Origin of the sequence: Streptomyces sp. P9-A2, from assembly GCF_036634175.1 — a bacterium.
Lineage (GTDB): Bacteria > Actinomycetota > Actinomycetes > Streptomycetales > Streptomycetaceae > Streptomyces > Streptomyces pratens.
Window position 1 is genome coordinate 2,278,964 of the sequence record NZ_JAZIFX010000001.1, and the last position, 15,241, is coordinate 2,294,204.

The following is a 15,241-nucleotide window of genomic DNA, read 5'->3' on the forward strand; positions in this document are numbered from 1 at the left end:
GTTGCGTTCCGGAGACTTCTGTCCGGTTTCCGGGTCACCCGGGTCGTCCGGGGCGGCCGGGTGGTCAGAACACTCCGTAGCCCGGGCCGGTGGCCGAGGCCAGCCAGATGACCGCCAGCAGCGTGTCGATGGCGCCCAGGACCACGGCGACCAGCGCCGGGATCGAGCGGGACCCGCCCCAACTGCGGCCCATGGCGAGCCAGCCGCAGACGATCGCCGCCGGGCCGAGGACGATCCCCAGCACGAAGAATCCGGCGACCGCGCAGATGACTCCGATGATTCCGAGCGTCGCGCGATCCGGCCCGGTCCGTAGCCCCGTCCGGCCACGTGAGCGGGGGTGCCTGCGCGTGCTGCCTCCGAAGCTCGCCATCATCAACTCCCCGAACCCCGTGGTTGGTTGGAGTTTCAGTGGGGTTCGACATGCGGGTACCCCCACTCGGGGCGTGAATGCCCCCGAAGCGACGGCGGACGAGCCGCTGCCGGCGCGCTGCCCCCCTCCAGCAGCGCGCCGCAGCCGCATCCCCCAGGCCCTGCGGAGGACCTGACCCACTGTGACCTGCGACCCCCTCCCAACGGGAGGGACCACCGCACCGGTTCACCCTGACGAGCGAACCCGGTCACCGGCTCCGGGTCCAGGCCCGGGTCCGTCAGATGTGTCCGACGCCCGCGCCGGCCTCCGCGTTCTCACCGCGCTTGGTGAGGAAGGCGACGCCCACCGCCACGACGGCGACTCCGGTGGCGACCAGGGAAGCCGTGCTCATGCCGGAGATGAAGGTCTCGTGGGCCACGTCGGTGACCGTCGCGACCATGTCCGGGGGCATCTGCTCGCTCACCGGGGGCACACCCACCTGGACGGCCTCGGCGGCCTGCGCGGCCTGTTCCGGGGTGAGCGGCTGGAGCCCCGCGTCCGCCCAGTTGTCCGCGAGGTCGCTGTCGACCTTGGAGGCCATCACCGCGCCCAGCACGGCCGTACCGAGGCTGCCGCCGACCTGCATGGCCGACTGCTGGAGACCGCCGGCGACGCCGGAGAGCTCCAGCGGCGCGTTGCCCACGATGACTTCGGTGGCGCCGACCATGACGGGCGCCAGGCCGAGGCCCAGCAGGGCGAACCAGAGCGACATCACGGCGCTGCCGGTGTCCTTCTGGAGCGTGGAGATACCGAACATGGCGAGCGCGGTGAAGGCCATGCCGCCGGCCAGCGGGATGCGCGGACCGGCCTTGGTGATCACCACGCCGGCCAGCGGGGAGCCGACGATCATCATGCCGGTGAGCGGCAGCAGGTGCAGACCGGCGTCGACCGGGCTCAGACCGTGCACGTTCTGCAGGTAGAAGGTGACGAAGAACAGGCCGCCCATGAAGGAGATGGCCATGAGGACCATCAGCACCACACCCGCGGACAGCGGGACGGAGCGGAACATCGCCAGCGGGAGAAGCGGCTCCTTGACCCGCTTCTCCCAGAACGCGAAGGCCACGAAGAGCACCACCGAGACGGCGATGAACCCCCAGGTCTTCAGGTCTCCCCAGCCCCACGCGGGGGCCTTGATCAGCGCCCAGACGAGGCAGAACATCGCACCGGACAGCAGGGCGATGCCGGGCACGTCGAAGGAGTGCGGGCGGTTCTCCGCGCGGTGGTCGAGCAGGATCCACACGCCGAGGGCGAGCGCGACGACGCCGACCGGGACGTTGATCCAGAAGACCGACTGCCAGCTGACGTGTTCGACGAGGACACCGCCGAGGATCGGGCCGCCGGCGGTGGAGGCACCGATGACCATGCCCCAGATGCCTATGGCCATGTTGAGCTTCTCGGCCGGGAAGGTCGCGCGCAGCAGGCCCAGCGCGGCCGGCATCAGCAGCGCGCCGAACAGCCCCTGTACGACACGGAAGACGATGACCGCCGCGATGCTGTCGGACAGGCCGATCGCGCCCGAGGCGGCGGCGAAGCCGACGACGCCGATGAGGAAGGTCTGCCGGTGGCCGAACCGGTCGCCGAGCTTGCCCGCGGTGATCAGGGAGACCGCGAGGGCGAGGAAGTACGCGTTGGTGATCCACTGGACGTCGGCGAAAGTGGCGCCGAGGTCGCTGGCGATGGCGGGGTTGGCGATGGCGACGATGGTGCCGTCGAGGGCCACCATCATGACGCCGACGGCGACGGTGAAGAGGGTGAGCCAGGGATGTCCGCGCAGCCCTCTGCCGCGTGCCGCGTCCGACGGGGTGTCCGGAGGTGCCTTGTCCCCGGGTCCCGTCGCGTCGATGGTGGTCTGACTAGTCATGCCTTGGAGGCTAGTGACAGCCACTGACAGTTGACAAACCAATTCATCGATCAGTAACTCGGTCGACACACCCGTATAGCCTGAACTGGGAGAACAGTTCCGGAAGCGTCCCGGGGGACCACGGGAACCCCGAGAACCACCGGGGAACCGCAGGGGAATCGATCCGGAGAGCCACGGGAGGAACCATGGAGACGGTCGGGACCGTCGTCGGCGCGGTGCCGGCGCCGGGTCTGCGGGAACGCAGGAAGCGGCTCACCCGCGACGCGCTGGTCCGGTCCTCCCTGGAGCTGTTCGCGACCCGCGGCTACGAGGGGACGACGGTCGACGACATCGCGGCGGCCGTCCACGTCTCGCAGCGCACCTTCTTCCGCTACTTCGCCAGCAAGGAGGAGGTCGCGTTCTACGTCCCGCGCCTCGCGGAGTCCCTCGTCGTCGACGCCGTACGGGGGCGCCCTCCGGGCGAGCCGCCGCTGGACGTGCTGCGCGGGGCCCTGCGGGAGAGCTGGGACGGCATCAACGAGGTCGTCGAGCAGGTCGTGCCGCTGGAGCTGCACCTGCGGGTGTACCGGGTGATCGAGTCGACGCCCGCGCTGCTCGCCGCGCATCTGCGGCGCTCCAGTGAACTGGAGGAGCGGCTGGCCCGCGTGATCGCCGGCCGTGAGGGCGTCGACCTGGACACCGACCCCCGGCCGCGCATCCTGGTGGCCGCGGTCTGCGGCGTGGTCCGGGTGGCGGAACGGTCCTGGTCCGCCGGGGACTTTGGCCTCGCCGCCCTGCGCGAGCTGGTGATGGCCCACCTGGACCAGTTGAGGCCCGCCCTGGCGGGACCCTGGAGCGACGCCCGACGCACCTCCGGGTGACTACTGCTCACCATCGACGTATCGAAACGTGATACCCGTCACTTGATTGACGCGAGACCCTCCCGTTCTCCTAGTGTGTCCTGTCAGTGACTTCCTTCGACACCACCCCGCAACTGAACGTGTGGCGTGCGCTCCTCGCACTGGCCGTCGTCTTCGTGATGCTGGCGACCACCGGCTGGACGGCACTGCGCCAACAGCGGGACAAGGCACCTCTCCCGGCCTCGCTCCTCGCCTGGGAGAAGGGGCACATAGGAGGCCACCGGCTGCCCGCCCCCGAGACCGCGCCCGCCGAACTGGCCCGGTTCTTCGCCTCCCTCACCAAGGCTCAGCGGACGGGCCTCGCCCACCGGTTCCCCCTCGCGGTCGGCAACATGAACGGGGCCCCGGCCGCGCTGCGCTACCGCGCCAACCGCATCGCGCTGGGGCAGGCCCGTGAGATCGAGCGGGAACGGATGCGCGACAAACGACTCACGCCCGCCGGACAGCATCAGGCGGGCCGCCGGATGAACCGCTTCACGGCCCTGATGAGCCCGGACCGCCAGATCCTCGCCTTCGACCCGTCGGGCCCCGGCCGGGTCGCCGAGGTGTTCGGCGACCTGCGCGGGGCCGAGCGGGTCTCGGTCGTCGTCCCCGGCGTCGACACCGACCTCCTCACCTTCCAGCGCACCCGACGCCGCTACGCGGCGCCCGTCGGCATGGCCCGGTCGCTCTACGCGGCCGAGCACGCGGCGGCCCCCTCGACCCGTACCGCCGTGATCGCCTGGGCCGACTACACCGCGCCCAGCGGGCTCGGCATGGAGTCGGCGATGGCGGCGCGCGCCGAGAGCGGCGCGGCACGCCTCGGCGCGCTGCTGCGCGCCCTGCCCGGCGAGGCCCGCGTCTCCCTGTTCTGCCACAGCTACGGCTCCGTGGTGTGCGGGCTCGCCGCGCCCACGCTGCCTGGCCGGGTGACCGACATAGCGGTGGCCGGCAGCCCCGGCATGCGGGCCGAGTCGGTCACCGACCTGCGTACCCACGCGCGGGTGTGGGCGATGCGGGACGCCGACGACTGGATCCAGGACGTGCCCTACCTGGAGGTCGGCGGACTGGGGCACGGGGCCGACCCGGTGTCCCCGGCCTTCGGGGCACGCGTGCTGTCGGCGCGTGAGGCCCGAGGACACAGCGGGTACTTCGTGCCGGGCACCGACAGTCTGCGCAACTTCGCCGAGATCGGTGTTGGCGCATACCGCGCGGTGGACTGCGCACAGGAGAACGGCGTATGCCGGACGGGTTTGTCCGACGCCGCCGCATCGGGACGCGCGTAGAGAACGGAGGAACCGCGGTATGTACGGGGAGGGGACGAAAAAGCTCGTGCCGCATACGATGAGCCGCATGGGTGACGTACTGGCCGGATTTCACGCTGCCTGGGAGTTCACGTCCGACTCCGTGCTCATCCGGTACGAAAGGGGGATCAGAACACCCAAGTTGTTTCAGGCACTCGAGGAACGGCTCATCCCCCTGGAGGCCGTCGCCGGAGTGACGCTGACCCCCGGAAGACGCGACACCGTCGTGCTGCGCATCGAGCCGCGGCCCGGCGCCGACCCGTTGATGGAGGCGGCGGCCGGGCAGCTGAAGGACAGCTGCGACCCCTACCGGCTCGTGCTGCCCGCCGAACGCGAGACGCTCGCCGAGTACTACGCCGACGAACTCCTCGCCCTGCTCACCGAGTCGGGCCCCGCCGAGCGCCACCTGGTGTCCGCCCCGAAAACACCGCTGCACTTCAAGGCGTACGACGGCAGGGCCTCCTTCGACGGAAAGGCGGTCTCCTTCCGCTGGTCCTGGACGGGGGCCTCGTCCGCGAAGTGGAAGGCCGGCGACCAGCGCTTCCCCGTCGAGGAGTTGCGCGGCGTGGAGTGGCGCTCCCCGGAGGTCTTCGAAGGGCATCTGCGGCTGCTGCACCACGACGAGCCCGCCCAGTCACCGCACGCCGACCAGGATCCGGCGGCCGTGGTGTTCGGGCTGGGCTACGGACCCGTGCACGAGTCGCTGCCGTTCGCGGCGGCCGTACTGGCGGCGGCGCGGACGACCGCGCCGGTGCCCGTGGCGGCCGCGTCCGCCGTACGCCGCGACCCCGCGGACATCGCCGACCGCATACGCCACCTCGGGGAACTGCACCAGGCGGGACTGGTGACGGACGAGGAATTCTCCGTGAAGAAGGCGGAGTTGCTGGCGGAGTTGTAGGCGCCCCGGTCGAGGCACCCCGTCGGGTCCACGGCGGGATCCACAGCGGGGGCGACTCGTGGGTGCCGCCGCATCCCGGCCGCCCGGCGGGTACGTCGTCGGCGAAACCGTGAGCACTGTGCGGCACGGTGCTCACAGCCTTCACGGATGAGCGCCGGTCGAGCAGAGGGGCCGTCAGTGTTCACCGCCCAGCCCTTCGGTACCGCCGTCGCTCAACGCGACCTCTCCGACGCCAGGGCGCGCCCGGCGTCCGCGTAGAAGTTGATCTTCCGGTCGAGCAGGGCGAGGGTGTCCTGGAGCTCCGCGATCCGGGTCACCACGTTCTCGCGGGTCGCCTTGATGAGCTCGAAACGGTCGGCGTAGGTGTGGTCGCCCTCCCGCACCATCTCCGCGTACCGGACCATGTCCGCGACCGGCATCCCGGTCAGGCGGAGCTTGCCGACGAGGGCGAGCCAGTCGAGGTCGCGGTTGCTGTAGCGGCGCTGGCCGGTGTGCGACCGGTCGATGTGCGGCATCAGCCCGATGCGCTCGTACCAGCGCAGGGTGTGTGCGCTCAGCCCGGTGAGGGCGGCCACCTCGCTGATCGTGTATCTGTCCGCGCCGTCCGGCCGCCGGTCGCCCTGCGGCGGCCCGGCGCAGGTGTCGGTCCTGGCACCCGTGGTCTCACCCGTGGTCTCCGTCACCGTCATACCCTCCACGCTAGATCCCTGGAGTGCACTCCAGGCAAGCACGAGCGGCGGGAAAAGGCGGGAGGGCGGGTGCCCCGGCCGATTAGCATGCCGGCCATGACTCGTGTGCGTGTACGCCGTGCGGTGCCCGGGGACGCGGAGGAAGTACTGCGCCTGCGCCAGGTGATGATCGACTCGCTGGCCCGTTCCTCCCCCGCCACGGACTGGCACGCCGACGCCCTGCCGGTGCTGCGCGCGAAGCTCGCCGAGCCGGACGGCCCGTTCGTGGCGTTCGTCGTGGACCGTCCGGAGCGGGGCGGGCTGTCGGCGCTGGTGGCCGGCACGATCGAGTACCGCATCGGCGGCGCGCACGACCCGCACGGCACCGACGGCTACGTCTTCAGCGTCGCCACCGACCCGGACGCCCGCCGCCGGGGCCACGCGCGGGCCTGCATGGAGGCGCTGCTGGATTGGTTCCGTGAGCGCGGCGCCCGCCGCGTCCGCCTCACCGCGTCCGCACAGGCCGAGCCGCTGTACGCCTCGATGGGCTTCACCCGCAGGCCGGACCCGTTGCTCGAGCTGCGGCTGTGAGCGCATACCCTCGATGGCATGTCGCTCAAGAGCCTCGCGTCGATCGAGAACTGGCCGGTTCCCACCGCGGCGGCGGGAGCCGTCCGGGCGGACGGCACCGTCCTGGACACCCACGGCCCCACCGGCCACCGCTTCCCGCTCGCCTCGGTCACCAAGCCGCTCGCGGCGTACGCGGCGCTCGTGGCGTACGAGGAGGGCGCGATCGAGCTGGACGAGCCGGCCGGCCCCGAGGGCTCGACGGTCCGCCACCTCCTCGCCCACACCTCCGGCCTCGCCTTCGACGAGCACCGGGTGACCTCCGCCCCCGGTGAGCGCCGCCTGTACTCCAACGCCGGGTTCGAGCAGCTCGGCGACCACATCACGAAGGCGACGGAGATCCCGTTCGCCGAGTACCTGCGGCAGGCGGTGCTGGAACCGCTGGGGATGACGTCGACGTCCCTCGACGGCACCGGCTCCCCGGCGAAGGACGGCACGTCCACGGTGGACGACCTGCTGCGCTTCGCCGCCGAGGTGCAGGCCCCGCGCCTGCTGGACCCGCGGACCGTCGCCGAGGCGATGACGGTCCAGTACCGGGGAACGAAGGGCGTCCTGCCGGGCTACGGCCACCAGAACCCCAACGACTGGGGCCTCGGCTTCGAGATCCGCGACTCCAAGACCCCGCACTGGACGGGCGGCTCCTCCTCGCCCCGTACCTTCGGCCACTTCGGCCAGTCGGGCACGTTCCTGTGGATCGACCCGGCGGCGGGCGTCGCCTGCGCGGCCCTGGCCGACCGCGCCTTCGGCCCCTGGGCGGTCGAGGCCTGGCCGCCGTTCACCGACGCGGTGCTGGCGGAGCTGCGGGGCTGAGGGCGCACTCCGCGGAAGCACCGGCGGCAACCTGATCGCCACGGACAGCGGCGCCTGCGGGGCACCCTCGTGCGGACTGCCAGAGGGTAGAGCAGCCGGCGACACGACCTCTGGCCATATCGTCACCCTCTGGTTGGCCGCGAAACCCAAGTTTTACTTGAGCTTCGCGCAGCGCCATGCGCAAAACTAAAACCTCCGCTGTACTGCACGACCCTCAGGAGCCCGGCCGTTCACCAAGGCGGTGCCGTCCGAGGCCCGGGGCCGAGTGCACACTCGAACCACACGGTCTTGCCACCACCCGTCGGACACGGCGTGACACCCCACCGATCGGTCACCGCCTCGACGAGCAAGAGCCCGCGCCCACCCTCGGCCAACGCTTCCTGCGCTGCCGCCACGGGCAGTCGCGGGCACGCGTCGGAGACCTCGACCCGGACCGCTCCCGGCAGCAGCAGGAAGCAGATGCCGCAACGGCGGCCGGGGACATGCCGGATGACGTTGGCGAGCAGCTCCGACAGCGCGAGTTCAGCCGCGTCGGCGACCTCCAGCAGGCCGGATCCCTTGAGGTAGAGCCACAGAATGCGCCGCAGGTGCCGGACCGAGTGCTCACCCAGGGCGAACTCGGCCCGGTACCGCGTCTCGACGTCCGCCGCACGCGGACCAGTTGCTTGATTCACACCACCAGAATGCGACGCTCTGCGTACGCTCGACTACGCAACGAAACCAACGTCATGAGACGTCAAGACCAGGCCGGAGGCACCACCGTGGCCAACATCCAGACGCTCGACCCCAGCGCGTCCCCCCTCGACTACTACGGCTGGGAGTTGCGCCGCCAGCGCGAGGCCCACGGCCTCAAGCAGGGCCAGCTCGGCGAGATCATCTTCTGCACGGGCTCGCTGATCTGCCAGATCGAGACCACGAGGAAGGTCCCCACCCGCGACTTCTCCGAACGCGTGGACGCGGCTCTCGGCACGGACGGCCTCTTCTCCCGCCTGATCGGCTTGGTCCTGCGAAGCCAACTGCCCACCTGGTTCCAGCCGTACGCGGAGATGGAGGCGAAGGCGACGTACATCTCCACGTACCAGGCCCAGGTGGTGTACGGACTGCTGCAGTCGGAGGAGTACGCACGGGCGGTGCTCGCTACCGGGATGCCGGACGATCTGGAAAGCCTGGTGACCGCTCGGATGGAGCGCCAGCGCATCTTGGAACGGGAGCAGCCGCCGCTGGCCTGGGTGGTGCTGGATGAGGCCGTACTGCACCGGCCGATCGGCGGCCCTGACGTCATGCGGCGCCAACTGACACACTTGTTGAAGTTCACCGGTAACCGGTGGGTGCACGTACAGGTGCTGCCGAACAAGGTCGGTGGACACTCCAGCCTCGCTGGTTCGTTCAACTTCCTCCGCTTCGAAGACGACCCGGATGTGGTCTACACGGAAGACCTCATCTCCGGTCATATGACGGCCAATCCCGAGACTCTCAGGGAAGCTTCCCTCCGTTACGCTCGCTTGCAGGCCGCCGCGCTCTCCGCGGAGGATTCGGCGGAACTGATCATCCACGTGATGGAGGAACGCTATGGACACCGCTCCCAGCTCGAGGAACAGCCAGTGGCGTAAGTCCAGTTACAGCGGCAACACCGGCGGGGACTGCGTGGAGTGCACCATCACGGACGGCGCTGCCTGGCGCACTTCGCGCTACAGCGGAAGCAACGGCGGCGAATGCGTCGAGATGGCCGTCGGCTGCCCGACCGGTGCCGTCCCGGTGCGTGACAGCAAGAATCCGGCTGGCCCCGTCCTCACCGTCGGCGCCCCCGCCTGGCAGACCTTCGTCACCGGTCTGCGCTGACCGCTCCGCCCGAGAGCTGCGTCAACCGCCCCCACACGACGGCATGGTCTCGTCGGCATCCGATGCGACGGGACCCACCGCCCTCTACCTCGACGGCGCGACGCCACGATCCGCCCGGCGCAACTCACCGGCAGCCAGGACTGCGTATGCGGCACCGACGAAGGCCACGCCGGACATCGTGAGCATGCTGCGCTGATCGGTCTCCAGGACAGCCTGATACCGCTCCCGGGAGAGTTCGACCGTGCCGCGTGCAGTGGTGTCGAAGGCGAAGTACCGCCCGTCCCTCGCCTCGGCGGACTGCAGGTTCCCTTCCTGTCCCAGGCTGAGGAACATCATCGCCATACCCGACAGAGCCAGTACCGCGAGCCCTGCCTGAACCTTGCCAGGAAGACACCGAAAGGCCTGCCAAACCAAGGCTTTGTCCACCCGCATCAGGACAAGACGGGCCAGGGCAGTTGCGAGGACAGGGAAGACCAGGACAACGATCAGCGCCAGCAGCCCTGTCTCCTCCGGCAGCGGCAGGGTCCCGGGCAGCCGAGTGAGCCAGGCCAGCACCACCGAAACGGCGCCCAGCACGGCCGCGACACCACCGTGCACCTTGAACGACCACCCCATGATCCGCAGCCTGCCACAGGCATCGCACCAGGTCACTGCCCGCTCCCGGCAGCGATCACCGCTTCAGCCTGCCGCATCCTGCTCTGCCAGGATCAGCTGCCCGCCAAATCGCTTCACCACCGGGCTGAAGCCCGGCGCACTGCAAATAGGCCCGGTAGCCAGGAGGTAGATCTTCCGGCCGTCCGCTCGGGCAGCACCCCGGAGCGACTTCCTGCCGACGGTCGGCCCGCGCGGACCGGGGATCTTGTCCTGACGGTCCGTGAGGCCAGGCGCCGACCGCGCGGTCCAGGGCGTCGGTGCCGACCCCGGCCGGCAGCCTGTAGATCGCGGACTCCGCAGGCCAGGACCGCGCACGTAGTCAGCGCGAGCGGTGTCACGGGTGAGTGCCGTGCCCCACGGGGATCACGGAGGTCGGGGACCTGTGCGAGGCATTCCAGCAGGCCCGCAATCCCACTCGCGTCGACTTCCGGACGTGGGCTGAGCCGGCCAAAGGCAGAAGAGATCAGAGAGGACGCGTCGGTAGGCACGGGCTTCCCAGGGCCACAAAGCGTAGAGAACCCCATGATCACGGGCGCCCGCTCCTGTCTTGTGGCGGCCACCGTTTCGTGACCGCCCCGGTACCCCTGGCGGGACAGCTCCACCGTCGGCGCGCAGGTGGACTTCACCGTCCACCTGCGCGCCGGCGGCGGGCCGGATCCGGCCCACTCTCCGGCATGGGTCGAATCAGTGGATGCTCCATAGGTCGTGTTGCTCGCCAATCTGCTTTTGATCACCGCACACTGAAGTTCTTCAACGCAGTCCGTAGAGGAAAGGGATCCCAGATGGCAAGCCAGCCCATTCTTTTGTTCGACGGAGACTGCGGTTTTTGTAGCAGAACAATCGAGATTGCTCGGCGCACCGTTCAGCCGCGTGCGCAATTCGTCCCCTGGCAGTACGCCGACCTCGCCGCCCTGGGCGTCACCGAAGACAGAGCCGACCGCGAGGTCCTTTGGATCAGTCCGGTCGGCGGCAAGGTCTACGGTGGACCGCGCGCCCTGTCCGCCGTGCTGATGTGCGGACGGAGGCGCTGGTGGTGGCTCGGGCTTGTTCTTCGGCTGCCGCCTGTCAACTGGACGGCACGTGGCGTTTACCGGGTTGTCGCGAAGAACCGCCATCGCCTGCCGGGCGGCACAGCCTCCTGCTCTCTCCCGGCTCATATGCGAGGGAAACCGGACTGCTGACCCCTATTTCAGTGAGGGCTGCGGCGGTACCACAGCGGGTGCTGTCCCGACCGGGGCTTCCGCTCCCATGGCACCTGTGCGCTGGAAGGTGCGCCGCCACAGCCGTCCCAGGGCGCGGTAGAAGCGGTCCGGTAGGAATGCGGCATCGGCGACGATCATCGCGCCGGAGAAGAGAGGCAGCCCCATGAGCACCGCGATATTCACGTGCATGCCCAACAACAGAATCAGGACAGGGTATTTGAGCCTGCCGAACAGGACGAACGGAAAGGCGACCTGCACCAGCACCGTCAGGTAGCCGACGACGGCGATCAACACGTGATGGCCGGCGATCATCTGGGACAGCTCGGGCCAGGGCCGGAACAGGTCGATGTTCAGGACGTAGTGAAGGGCGGTGCCGTCGCCCCACTTCAGACCCTGCACCTTGTACAGGCCCGCGCATCCGTAGAGGAAGCAGACCTGGGCGGCGATGACGAACATGCCGCAGTTGTGCAGCACGGTGGTCAAGATGGTGCGGGCGTCACCGAGATGGTGCCGGAGATCGCCGCCCCGCGGGCCTGCCGTCCTGCCCGCCGACGCCTGGAGCCGGGTCCTGCGGGCGTCGAGGGACCAGCGCCGGCCGCACGCGGTGAAGACGAGGTAGACAGCCATGAGGACCATGAGATTGTCCCCGCCGTCCGCCATGTAGATCGCCCTGGCGTGGAACGACACCACCACGACCGCGAACAGCACGGACACCGCCCGCGTCCGCCAGCCCAGCAAGAACAGCGCACACGTCACCAGAGCCACGGCGTAGCAGATCTCGAAGTACACCTGGCTGTCGGACAGGGTGAGGACGCTGGCCCACCCGCTCTGGTCGAACATCTGCCTGGCCAGCGTGGGCGTCCACGGTGAACCTGGGCCCCACATCTCGTTGCGGTGCGGAAACTCGCGGAGCAGGAAGACGAGATAGAGCAGCCCGTACCCGATGCGCAGCACCGCCGCCGCGTACAGGGAGACCGGCCGCTCGGTCAGGAGGGCGAGGAACGCGTGGGCCCGGTCGAGTACGCGCTGCGGCATGCGAACGGCTGCCCGCTCGGTGGTGCGTTCGGACGCTGTGGGCGCCGCGGCCGGTTTCTGCTCAGTCCGTTGCATGCGAGGCCACCTTCCACCAGGGCAGATACCGGGTTTCGGCCCGCGTCGATGCCGTGGCGGCCGAGGGGGGTTCACCCGCTGCGTCGGGCGCAGCGATAGGCCGCGAGATCACCCGCAGCTGGAGGGAATCGAAGGTGCCGCCTCGTTGGGCGGTGACGCGATCCGCTGCGATGTTGCGCAGGTACTTCTCGATCATCAGAGCCCGCTCCGAGCTCGGCCGGTTGTCGCCGCCGTGCGTTTTCAGGTACGCGTTCCAAGCCTGGCGCAGCATGTTCTGTGCCGTATGGCTCGGAAAGACGTTGTGCTTGACGGCGGCATCGTCCTCAGCGGTCAGATCGATCCAGCCGCTCACCCGCGCGGTGCCGTCCGGTGCCGTCTGCCTGGTCCTCGCCGAGATCTGCCGGTTGGCGGACTGCGGATTCGGGGCGAAGAGCCGCCAGTTCTGCTCGAACACGGGCCGGACCCACGCGTCGACCTGCTGGCTGTACGCCTTTGAGATGGCGTTCGGAGGCGCCACGTACAGAAACACCAGGAGTACATGGACCAGGGTCACTGCCAGACACAGGGCCACCGCGGTTCCCGTTGCAGCGCTCAGCGGGCGGGGTGGCCCTGAAATCCCACGGGTGCTACCCGGTCCCCCGCCACTGTCCTGCGCTGCCGGCTCAGCTCCGGTCCGCTGCGGATACTTCACGTTTGTCGACTCAGCGCCGCTCAGCACGGCCCCACCCGGTCCTTCCCATCCTGACTGCTCGCACCTGCTGCTCCTGCTGCTCCTGCTTCCGCGGGTGGCACGCGACGGAATCGATGACGATCCGCCGCGCGCCACCCGTCTTACATTCAGTGCGAAATTTTCACCTTGGGCGTCTCGGGCATCTTGTGCTTGCCGGACTTGCCGGGCTTCTTCTCATAGCCGGACTCCCCCGGCTTGTCCTGGTGGCCGGGCTTGCCAGGCTTCCCAGGCTTCTTGTGGCAGTCGCAGTCGTGCCCGCCCACGGCGTCACCAGTCGCGGCATCGCCAGTCGCAGCGGCATCGCCGGTCGCAGCAGCGTCACCGGTCGCAGCAGCATCGCCAGTCGCGGCGTCACCGGTCGCAGCAGCATCGCCAGTCGCGGCGTCACCGGTCGCAGCAGCATCGCCAGTCGCAGCAGCGTCACCGGTCGCAGCAGCATCGCCAGTCGCAGCAGCATCGCCAGTCGCGGCGTCACCGGTCGCAGCAGCATCGCCGGTCGCAGCAGCGTCACCGGTCGCAGCAGCATCGCCGGTCGCAGCAGCGTCACCGGTCGCAGCAGCATCGCCAGTCGCAGCAGCATCGCCAGTCGCGGCGTCACCGGTCACGGCATCGCCAGTCGCGGCGTCACCGGTGGTCGTGGTGGTGCTTTCGCACTCCGGCCTGGTGATCACGTTGTTGTCCAGCGTCACGGCCCCGTTGCGGGCCAGCACCCGGCCCTCGATGGTCGCCCCATTGTTGACAGTGATCGAGGTGAGTGCCATGAGGGTGCCCACGAAGGTGGAGCCGGATCCGAGCGTGGCCGATTCGTCGGTCACCCAGAACACGTTGCACGCCTGGGCGCCGTTCTGAAGGACGATGCTGCTCCCGGATGCCGTCGTCAGGCCCGCAGGAACCTTGAACACCCAGACGGCGTCAGGGTTGCCCTGGGCATCCAGGGTCCAGGTACCGTTGACCAGGAGACCGGACGTGACGGCGTAGGTGCCCGGAATCAGTGTGGGGGTCACGGGCGCCGCGGAAAGGTTGAACTCCGTGGGCTGACCGAAAGCGTCGTCGTACGCCGTAACGAGGTCGGCCTTCGCGCCTGCCGCCGCCGCGCCTGCGTAGATCGTCCCGCCCACTACCGTACCTGGCGGGAATCCGGTAACGGCCGCTCCCGGAGAGACGCCAACGTCTCCGGTGACCACGGAATTACCTGTGTTGGTGACCGTCGAACCGGCCAGTACCGCGAAGCTTTCCGCGGTACCCAGCTCTACAGCTGTTGCTGCATTTGCTTGTTTAGGTGTCACCGCCACAACGGCAAGGGCGACCAGCAGGGTGAGCACCCCCGCGATCCAAGCCGTCATTGTGCGCCGTTGCGGCACATCGGGAATGTTCAGTGTCATCGAGTGTCCAACTCCTGTGGGGGGCGTCCTGCGTTCCTTGTCGAACAGAATCGCCTCTTCTGTCGGCGGCATATTACGCAGACGCCTGATCCCGGTGACGATTCACTCGGGCAGTGTCGCCGGAATCAATCAATATGCATCAAAGAACGTACGATAAATATTGAGCCGAATGACTGCCCCCCATCCGTGCGGCGATCCGCCGGAGAGCCGACACTTCGACCGCATCAGTGAGCCTCTTCCCTCTTCAGTCCGAGCTGGTAAGGCCCAGAAAAGACAGCCCTGCGCGTCTGCGATGACCCGCGCGTTCATGCCGTGCTTCTGGTGTTTGCCGGAGCAGAAGGGCTCGTCGGCGGCGATTCGGCCGATCGGCAGCAGCGTCCCGTCCAGGATCAGATACGCCGTCATCACCACGGCCCAAACAGCTTCGGCGAGTCTGGGGGCGAGGGTGGCCAGGAGCTCGACGGCCACGGTGACGTAGCTGTGGACGGTAGTGGTGTCCACGCCGAAACCTGCTGCGAGCTGGGCACAGGTGTGTCCGTTGCGGAGGCGGGCGAGGGCGAGCAGGGCCTGTCGACTCGTGCTCAGGCGCATCCATCGGGTACCGAGAGCGCGGCGACGCGCCCGCAGTCCGGCGGGCAGGAAGCGAAGGGCAGAGCTGGACACGTCGACGCCATGGAGCCTCCCCTGTTCGAGCGAAGCCGAGAGCTTGGGGAAGGGTAAAAAAACACGCGAAGCCTCTGACGGCGACGGTTCTCTTGGTCGAAAACCCGTCTACCAGTGGCTTCACCTACCTGTCAGCACAACGGCCAGGCTAATCCACCAGGTTGGGAAGGGGTCAGTGAATGTCCCCTGGATGGCACAGGCCGGAG

General features: G+C 69.0%; 16 protein-coding genes and 1 pseudogene. 8 read left to right on the plus strand and 9 right to left on the minus strand.

Annotation, left to right across the window (positions count from 1 at the left end; genetic code table 11):
- Positions 1 to 64 precede the first annotated feature (64 nt).
- Both V4Y04_RS10300 and V4Y04_RS10305 read right to left on the minus strand, forming a co-directional pair.
- Positions 65 to 373: a small hydrophobic protein gene (locus V4Y04_RS10300; protein WP_332427196.1), complete on the minus strand. Its 309-nt coding sequence runs from the start codon at positions 371 to 373 to the stop codon at positions 65 to 67.
- 274 nt (positions 374 to 647) lie between these two features.
- Positions 648 to 2,270 carry an MFS transporter gene (locus V4Y04_RS10305; protein ID WP_332427198.1) on the minus strand — a complete coding sequence of 541 codons (1,623 nt, stop codon included), beginning with the start codon at positions 2,268 to 2,270 and terminating at the stop codon, positions 648 to 650.
- A gap of 185 nt (positions 2,271 to 2,455) precedes the next feature.
- Here V4Y04_RS10305 and V4Y04_RS10310 point away from each other — a divergent pair, with 185 nt between their 5' ends.
- The 3 genes from V4Y04_RS10310 to V4Y04_RS10320 all read left to right on the plus strand — a co-directional run bounded on the left by V4Y04_RS10310 (position 2,456) and on the right by V4Y04_RS10320 (position 5,350).
- Positions 2,456 to 3,130, plus strand: coding sequence for a TetR family transcriptional regulator (locus V4Y04_RS10310; RefSeq protein ID WP_332427200.1), 675 nt, complete (start codon positions 2,456 to 2,458; stop codon positions 3,128 to 3,130).
- An 86-nt stretch (positions 3,131 to 3,216) separates the two neighbouring features.
- Positions 3,217 to 4,434, plus strand: coding sequence for an alpha/beta hydrolase (locus tag V4Y04_RS10315; protein ID WP_332427201.1), 1,218 nt, complete (start codon positions 3,217 to 3,219; stop codon positions 4,432 to 4,434).
- 67 nt (positions 4,435 to 4,501) lie between these two features.
- Complete coding sequence (locus V4Y04_RS10320) at positions 4,502 to 5,350, plus strand: DUF4429 domain-containing protein (RefSeq protein ID WP_332427202.1); 849 nt, start codon at positions 4,502 to 4,504, stop codon at positions 5,348 to 5,350.
- 212 nt (positions 5,351 to 5,562) lie between these two features.
- Here V4Y04_RS10320 and V4Y04_RS10325 read toward each other — a convergent pair whose 3' ends face one another.
- Positions 5,563 to 6,039 carry a MerR family transcriptional regulator gene (locus tag V4Y04_RS10325; RefSeq protein WP_332427203.1) on the minus strand — a complete coding sequence of 159 codons (477 nt, stop codon included), beginning with the start codon at positions 6,037 to 6,039 and terminating at the stop codon, positions 5,563 to 5,565.
- A gap of 87 nt (positions 6,040 to 6,126) precedes the next feature.
- On the opposite strand from V4Y04_RS10325, the gene V4Y04_RS10330 reads away from it, so the two are divergent.
- Positions 6,127 to 6,609: a GNAT family N-acetyltransferase gene (locus tag V4Y04_RS10330; protein ID WP_332427204.1), complete on the plus strand. Its 483-nt coding sequence runs from the start codon at positions 6,127 to 6,129 to the stop codon at positions 6,607 to 6,609.
- An 18-nt stretch (positions 6,610 to 6,627) separates the two neighbouring features.
- Positions 6,628 to 7,455 (plus strand): serine hydrolase domain-containing protein, encoded by an 828-nt coding sequence (locus tag V4Y04_RS10335; protein ID WP_332427205.1) that lies wholly within the window; start codon positions 6,628 to 6,630, stop codon positions 7,453 to 7,455.
- Between the two features lie 230 nt (positions 7,456 to 7,685).
- Here the strand turns inward: V4Y04_RS10335 and V4Y04_RS10340 are convergent, their stop codons facing one another.
- Positions 7,686 to 8,129: an ATP-binding protein gene (locus tag V4Y04_RS10340; RefSeq protein WP_332427206.1), complete on the minus strand. Its 444-nt coding sequence runs from the start codon at positions 8,127 to 8,129 to the stop codon at positions 7,686 to 7,688.
- 87 nt (positions 8,130 to 8,216) lie between these two features.
- On the opposite strand from V4Y04_RS10340, the gene V4Y04_RS10345 reads away from it, so the two are divergent.
- Both V4Y04_RS10345 and V4Y04_RS10350 read left to right on the plus strand, forming a co-directional pair.
- The gene (locus V4Y04_RS10345) at positions 8,217 to 9,065 is read left to right on the plus strand and encodes a helix-turn-helix domain-containing protein (protein ID WP_332432780.1); all 849 of its coding nucleotides are present in this window, start codon (positions 8,217 to 8,219) and stop codon (positions 9,063 to 9,065) included.
- Positions 9,025 to 9,294: a DUF397 domain-containing protein gene (locus tag V4Y04_RS10350; protein WP_332427208.1), complete on the plus strand. Its 270-nt coding sequence runs from the start codon at positions 9,025 to 9,027 to the stop codon at positions 9,292 to 9,294. The genes V4Y04_RS10345 and V4Y04_RS10350 overlap by 41 nt, the downstream gene beginning before the upstream one ends.
- 84 nt (positions 9,295 to 9,378) lie before the next feature.
- Here V4Y04_RS10350 and V4Y04_RS10355 read toward each other — a convergent pair whose 3' ends face one another.
- The gene (locus tag V4Y04_RS10355; RefSeq protein ID WP_332427210.1) at positions 9,379 to 9,945 is read right to left on the minus strand and encodes a hypothetical protein; all 567 of its coding nucleotides are present in this window, start codon (positions 9,943 to 9,945) and stop codon (positions 9,379 to 9,381) included.
- A 785-nt stretch (positions 9,946 to 10,730) separates the two neighbouring features.
- Here V4Y04_RS10355 and V4Y04_RS10360 point away from each other — a divergent pair.
- Positions 10,731 to 11,129, plus strand: a complete 399-nt coding sequence (locus V4Y04_RS10360) for a thiol-disulfide oxidoreductase DCC family protein (protein ID WP_332427212.1) — start codon at positions 10,731 to 10,733, stop codon at positions 11,127 to 11,129.
- 3 nt (positions 11,130 to 11,132) lie between these two features.
- On the opposite strand, the gene V4Y04_RS10365 is transcribed toward V4Y04_RS10360, so the two are convergent.
- From V4Y04_RS10365 to V4Y04_RS10380, 4 genes and pseudogenes are all read right to left on the minus strand, one after another.
- Positions 11,133 to 12,185 carry an HTTM domain-containing protein gene (locus V4Y04_RS10365; RefSeq protein ID WP_332432781.1) on the minus strand — a complete coding sequence of 351 codons (1,053 nt, stop codon included), beginning with the start codon at positions 12,183 to 12,185 and terminating at the stop codon, positions 11,133 to 11,135.
- Between the two features lie 61 nt (positions 12,186 to 12,246).
- Positions 12,247 to 12,789: a DUF5819 family protein gene (locus V4Y04_RS10370; protein ID WP_332427214.1), complete on the minus strand. Its 543-nt coding sequence runs from the start codon at positions 12,787 to 12,789 to the stop codon at positions 12,247 to 12,249.
- 308 nt (positions 12,790 to 13,097) lie between these two features.
- On the minus strand, positions 13,098 to 14,372 hold the full coding sequence (locus V4Y04_RS10375) for an ice-binding family protein (RefSeq protein ID WP_332427215.1): 1,275 nt from the start codon (positions 14,370 to 14,372) through the stop codon (positions 13,098 to 13,100).
- 252 nt (positions 14,373 to 14,624) lie between these two features.
- Positions 14,625 to 15,035, minus strand: a pseudogene (locus tag V4Y04_RS10380) (transposase family protein); the annotation flags it as partial.
- Between the last annotated feature and the right edge of the window lie 206 nt (positions 15,036 to 15,241).

Bases quoted from the DNA above. Each gene is read 5' to 3' on its own strand.
- V4Y04_RS10305 (WP_332427198.1), bottom strand. From the start codon at position 2,270: ATGACTAGTCAGACCACCATCGACGCGACGGGACCCGGGGACAAGGCA.
- V4Y04_RS10320 (WP_332427202.1), top strand. From the start codon at position 4,502: ATGGGTGACGTACTGGCCGGATTTCACGCTGCCTGGGAGTTCACGTCC.
- V4Y04_RS10310 (WP_332427200.1), top strand. From the start codon at position 2,456: ATGGAGACGGTCGGGACCGTCGTCGGCGCGGTGCCGGCGCCGGGTCTG.
- V4Y04_RS10360 (WP_332427212.1), top strand. From the start codon at position 10,731: ATGGCAAGCCAGCCCATTCTTTTGTTCGACGGAGACTGCGGTTTTTGT.
- V4Y04_RS10350 (WP_332427208.1), top strand. From the start codon at position 9,025: ATGGACACCGCTCCCAGCTCGAGGAACAGCCAGTGGCGTAAGTCCAGT.
- V4Y04_RS10330 (WP_332427204.1), top strand. From the start codon at position 6,127: ATGCCGGCCATGACTCGTGTGCGTGTACGCCGTGCGGTGCCCGGGGAC.
- V4Y04_RS10325 (WP_332427203.1), bottom strand. From the start codon at position 6,039: ATGACGGTGACGGAGACCACGGGTGAGACCACGGGTGCCAGGACCGAC.
- V4Y04_RS10365 (WP_332432781.1), bottom strand. From the start codon at position 12,185: ATGCCGCAGCGCGTACTCGACCGGGCCCACGCGTTCCTCGCCCTCCTG.
- V4Y04_RS10375 (WP_332427215.1), bottom strand. From the start codon at position 14,372: ATGACACTGAACATTCCCGATGTGCCGCAACGGCGCACAATGACGGCT.
- V4Y04_RS10300 (WP_332427196.1), bottom strand. From the start codon at position 373: ATGATGGCGAGCTTCGGAGGCAGCACGCGCAGGCACCCCCGCTCACGT.
- V4Y04_RS10335 (WP_332427205.1), top strand. From the start codon at position 6,628: ATGTCGCTCAAGAGCCTCGCGTCGATCGAGAACTGGCCGGTTCCCACC.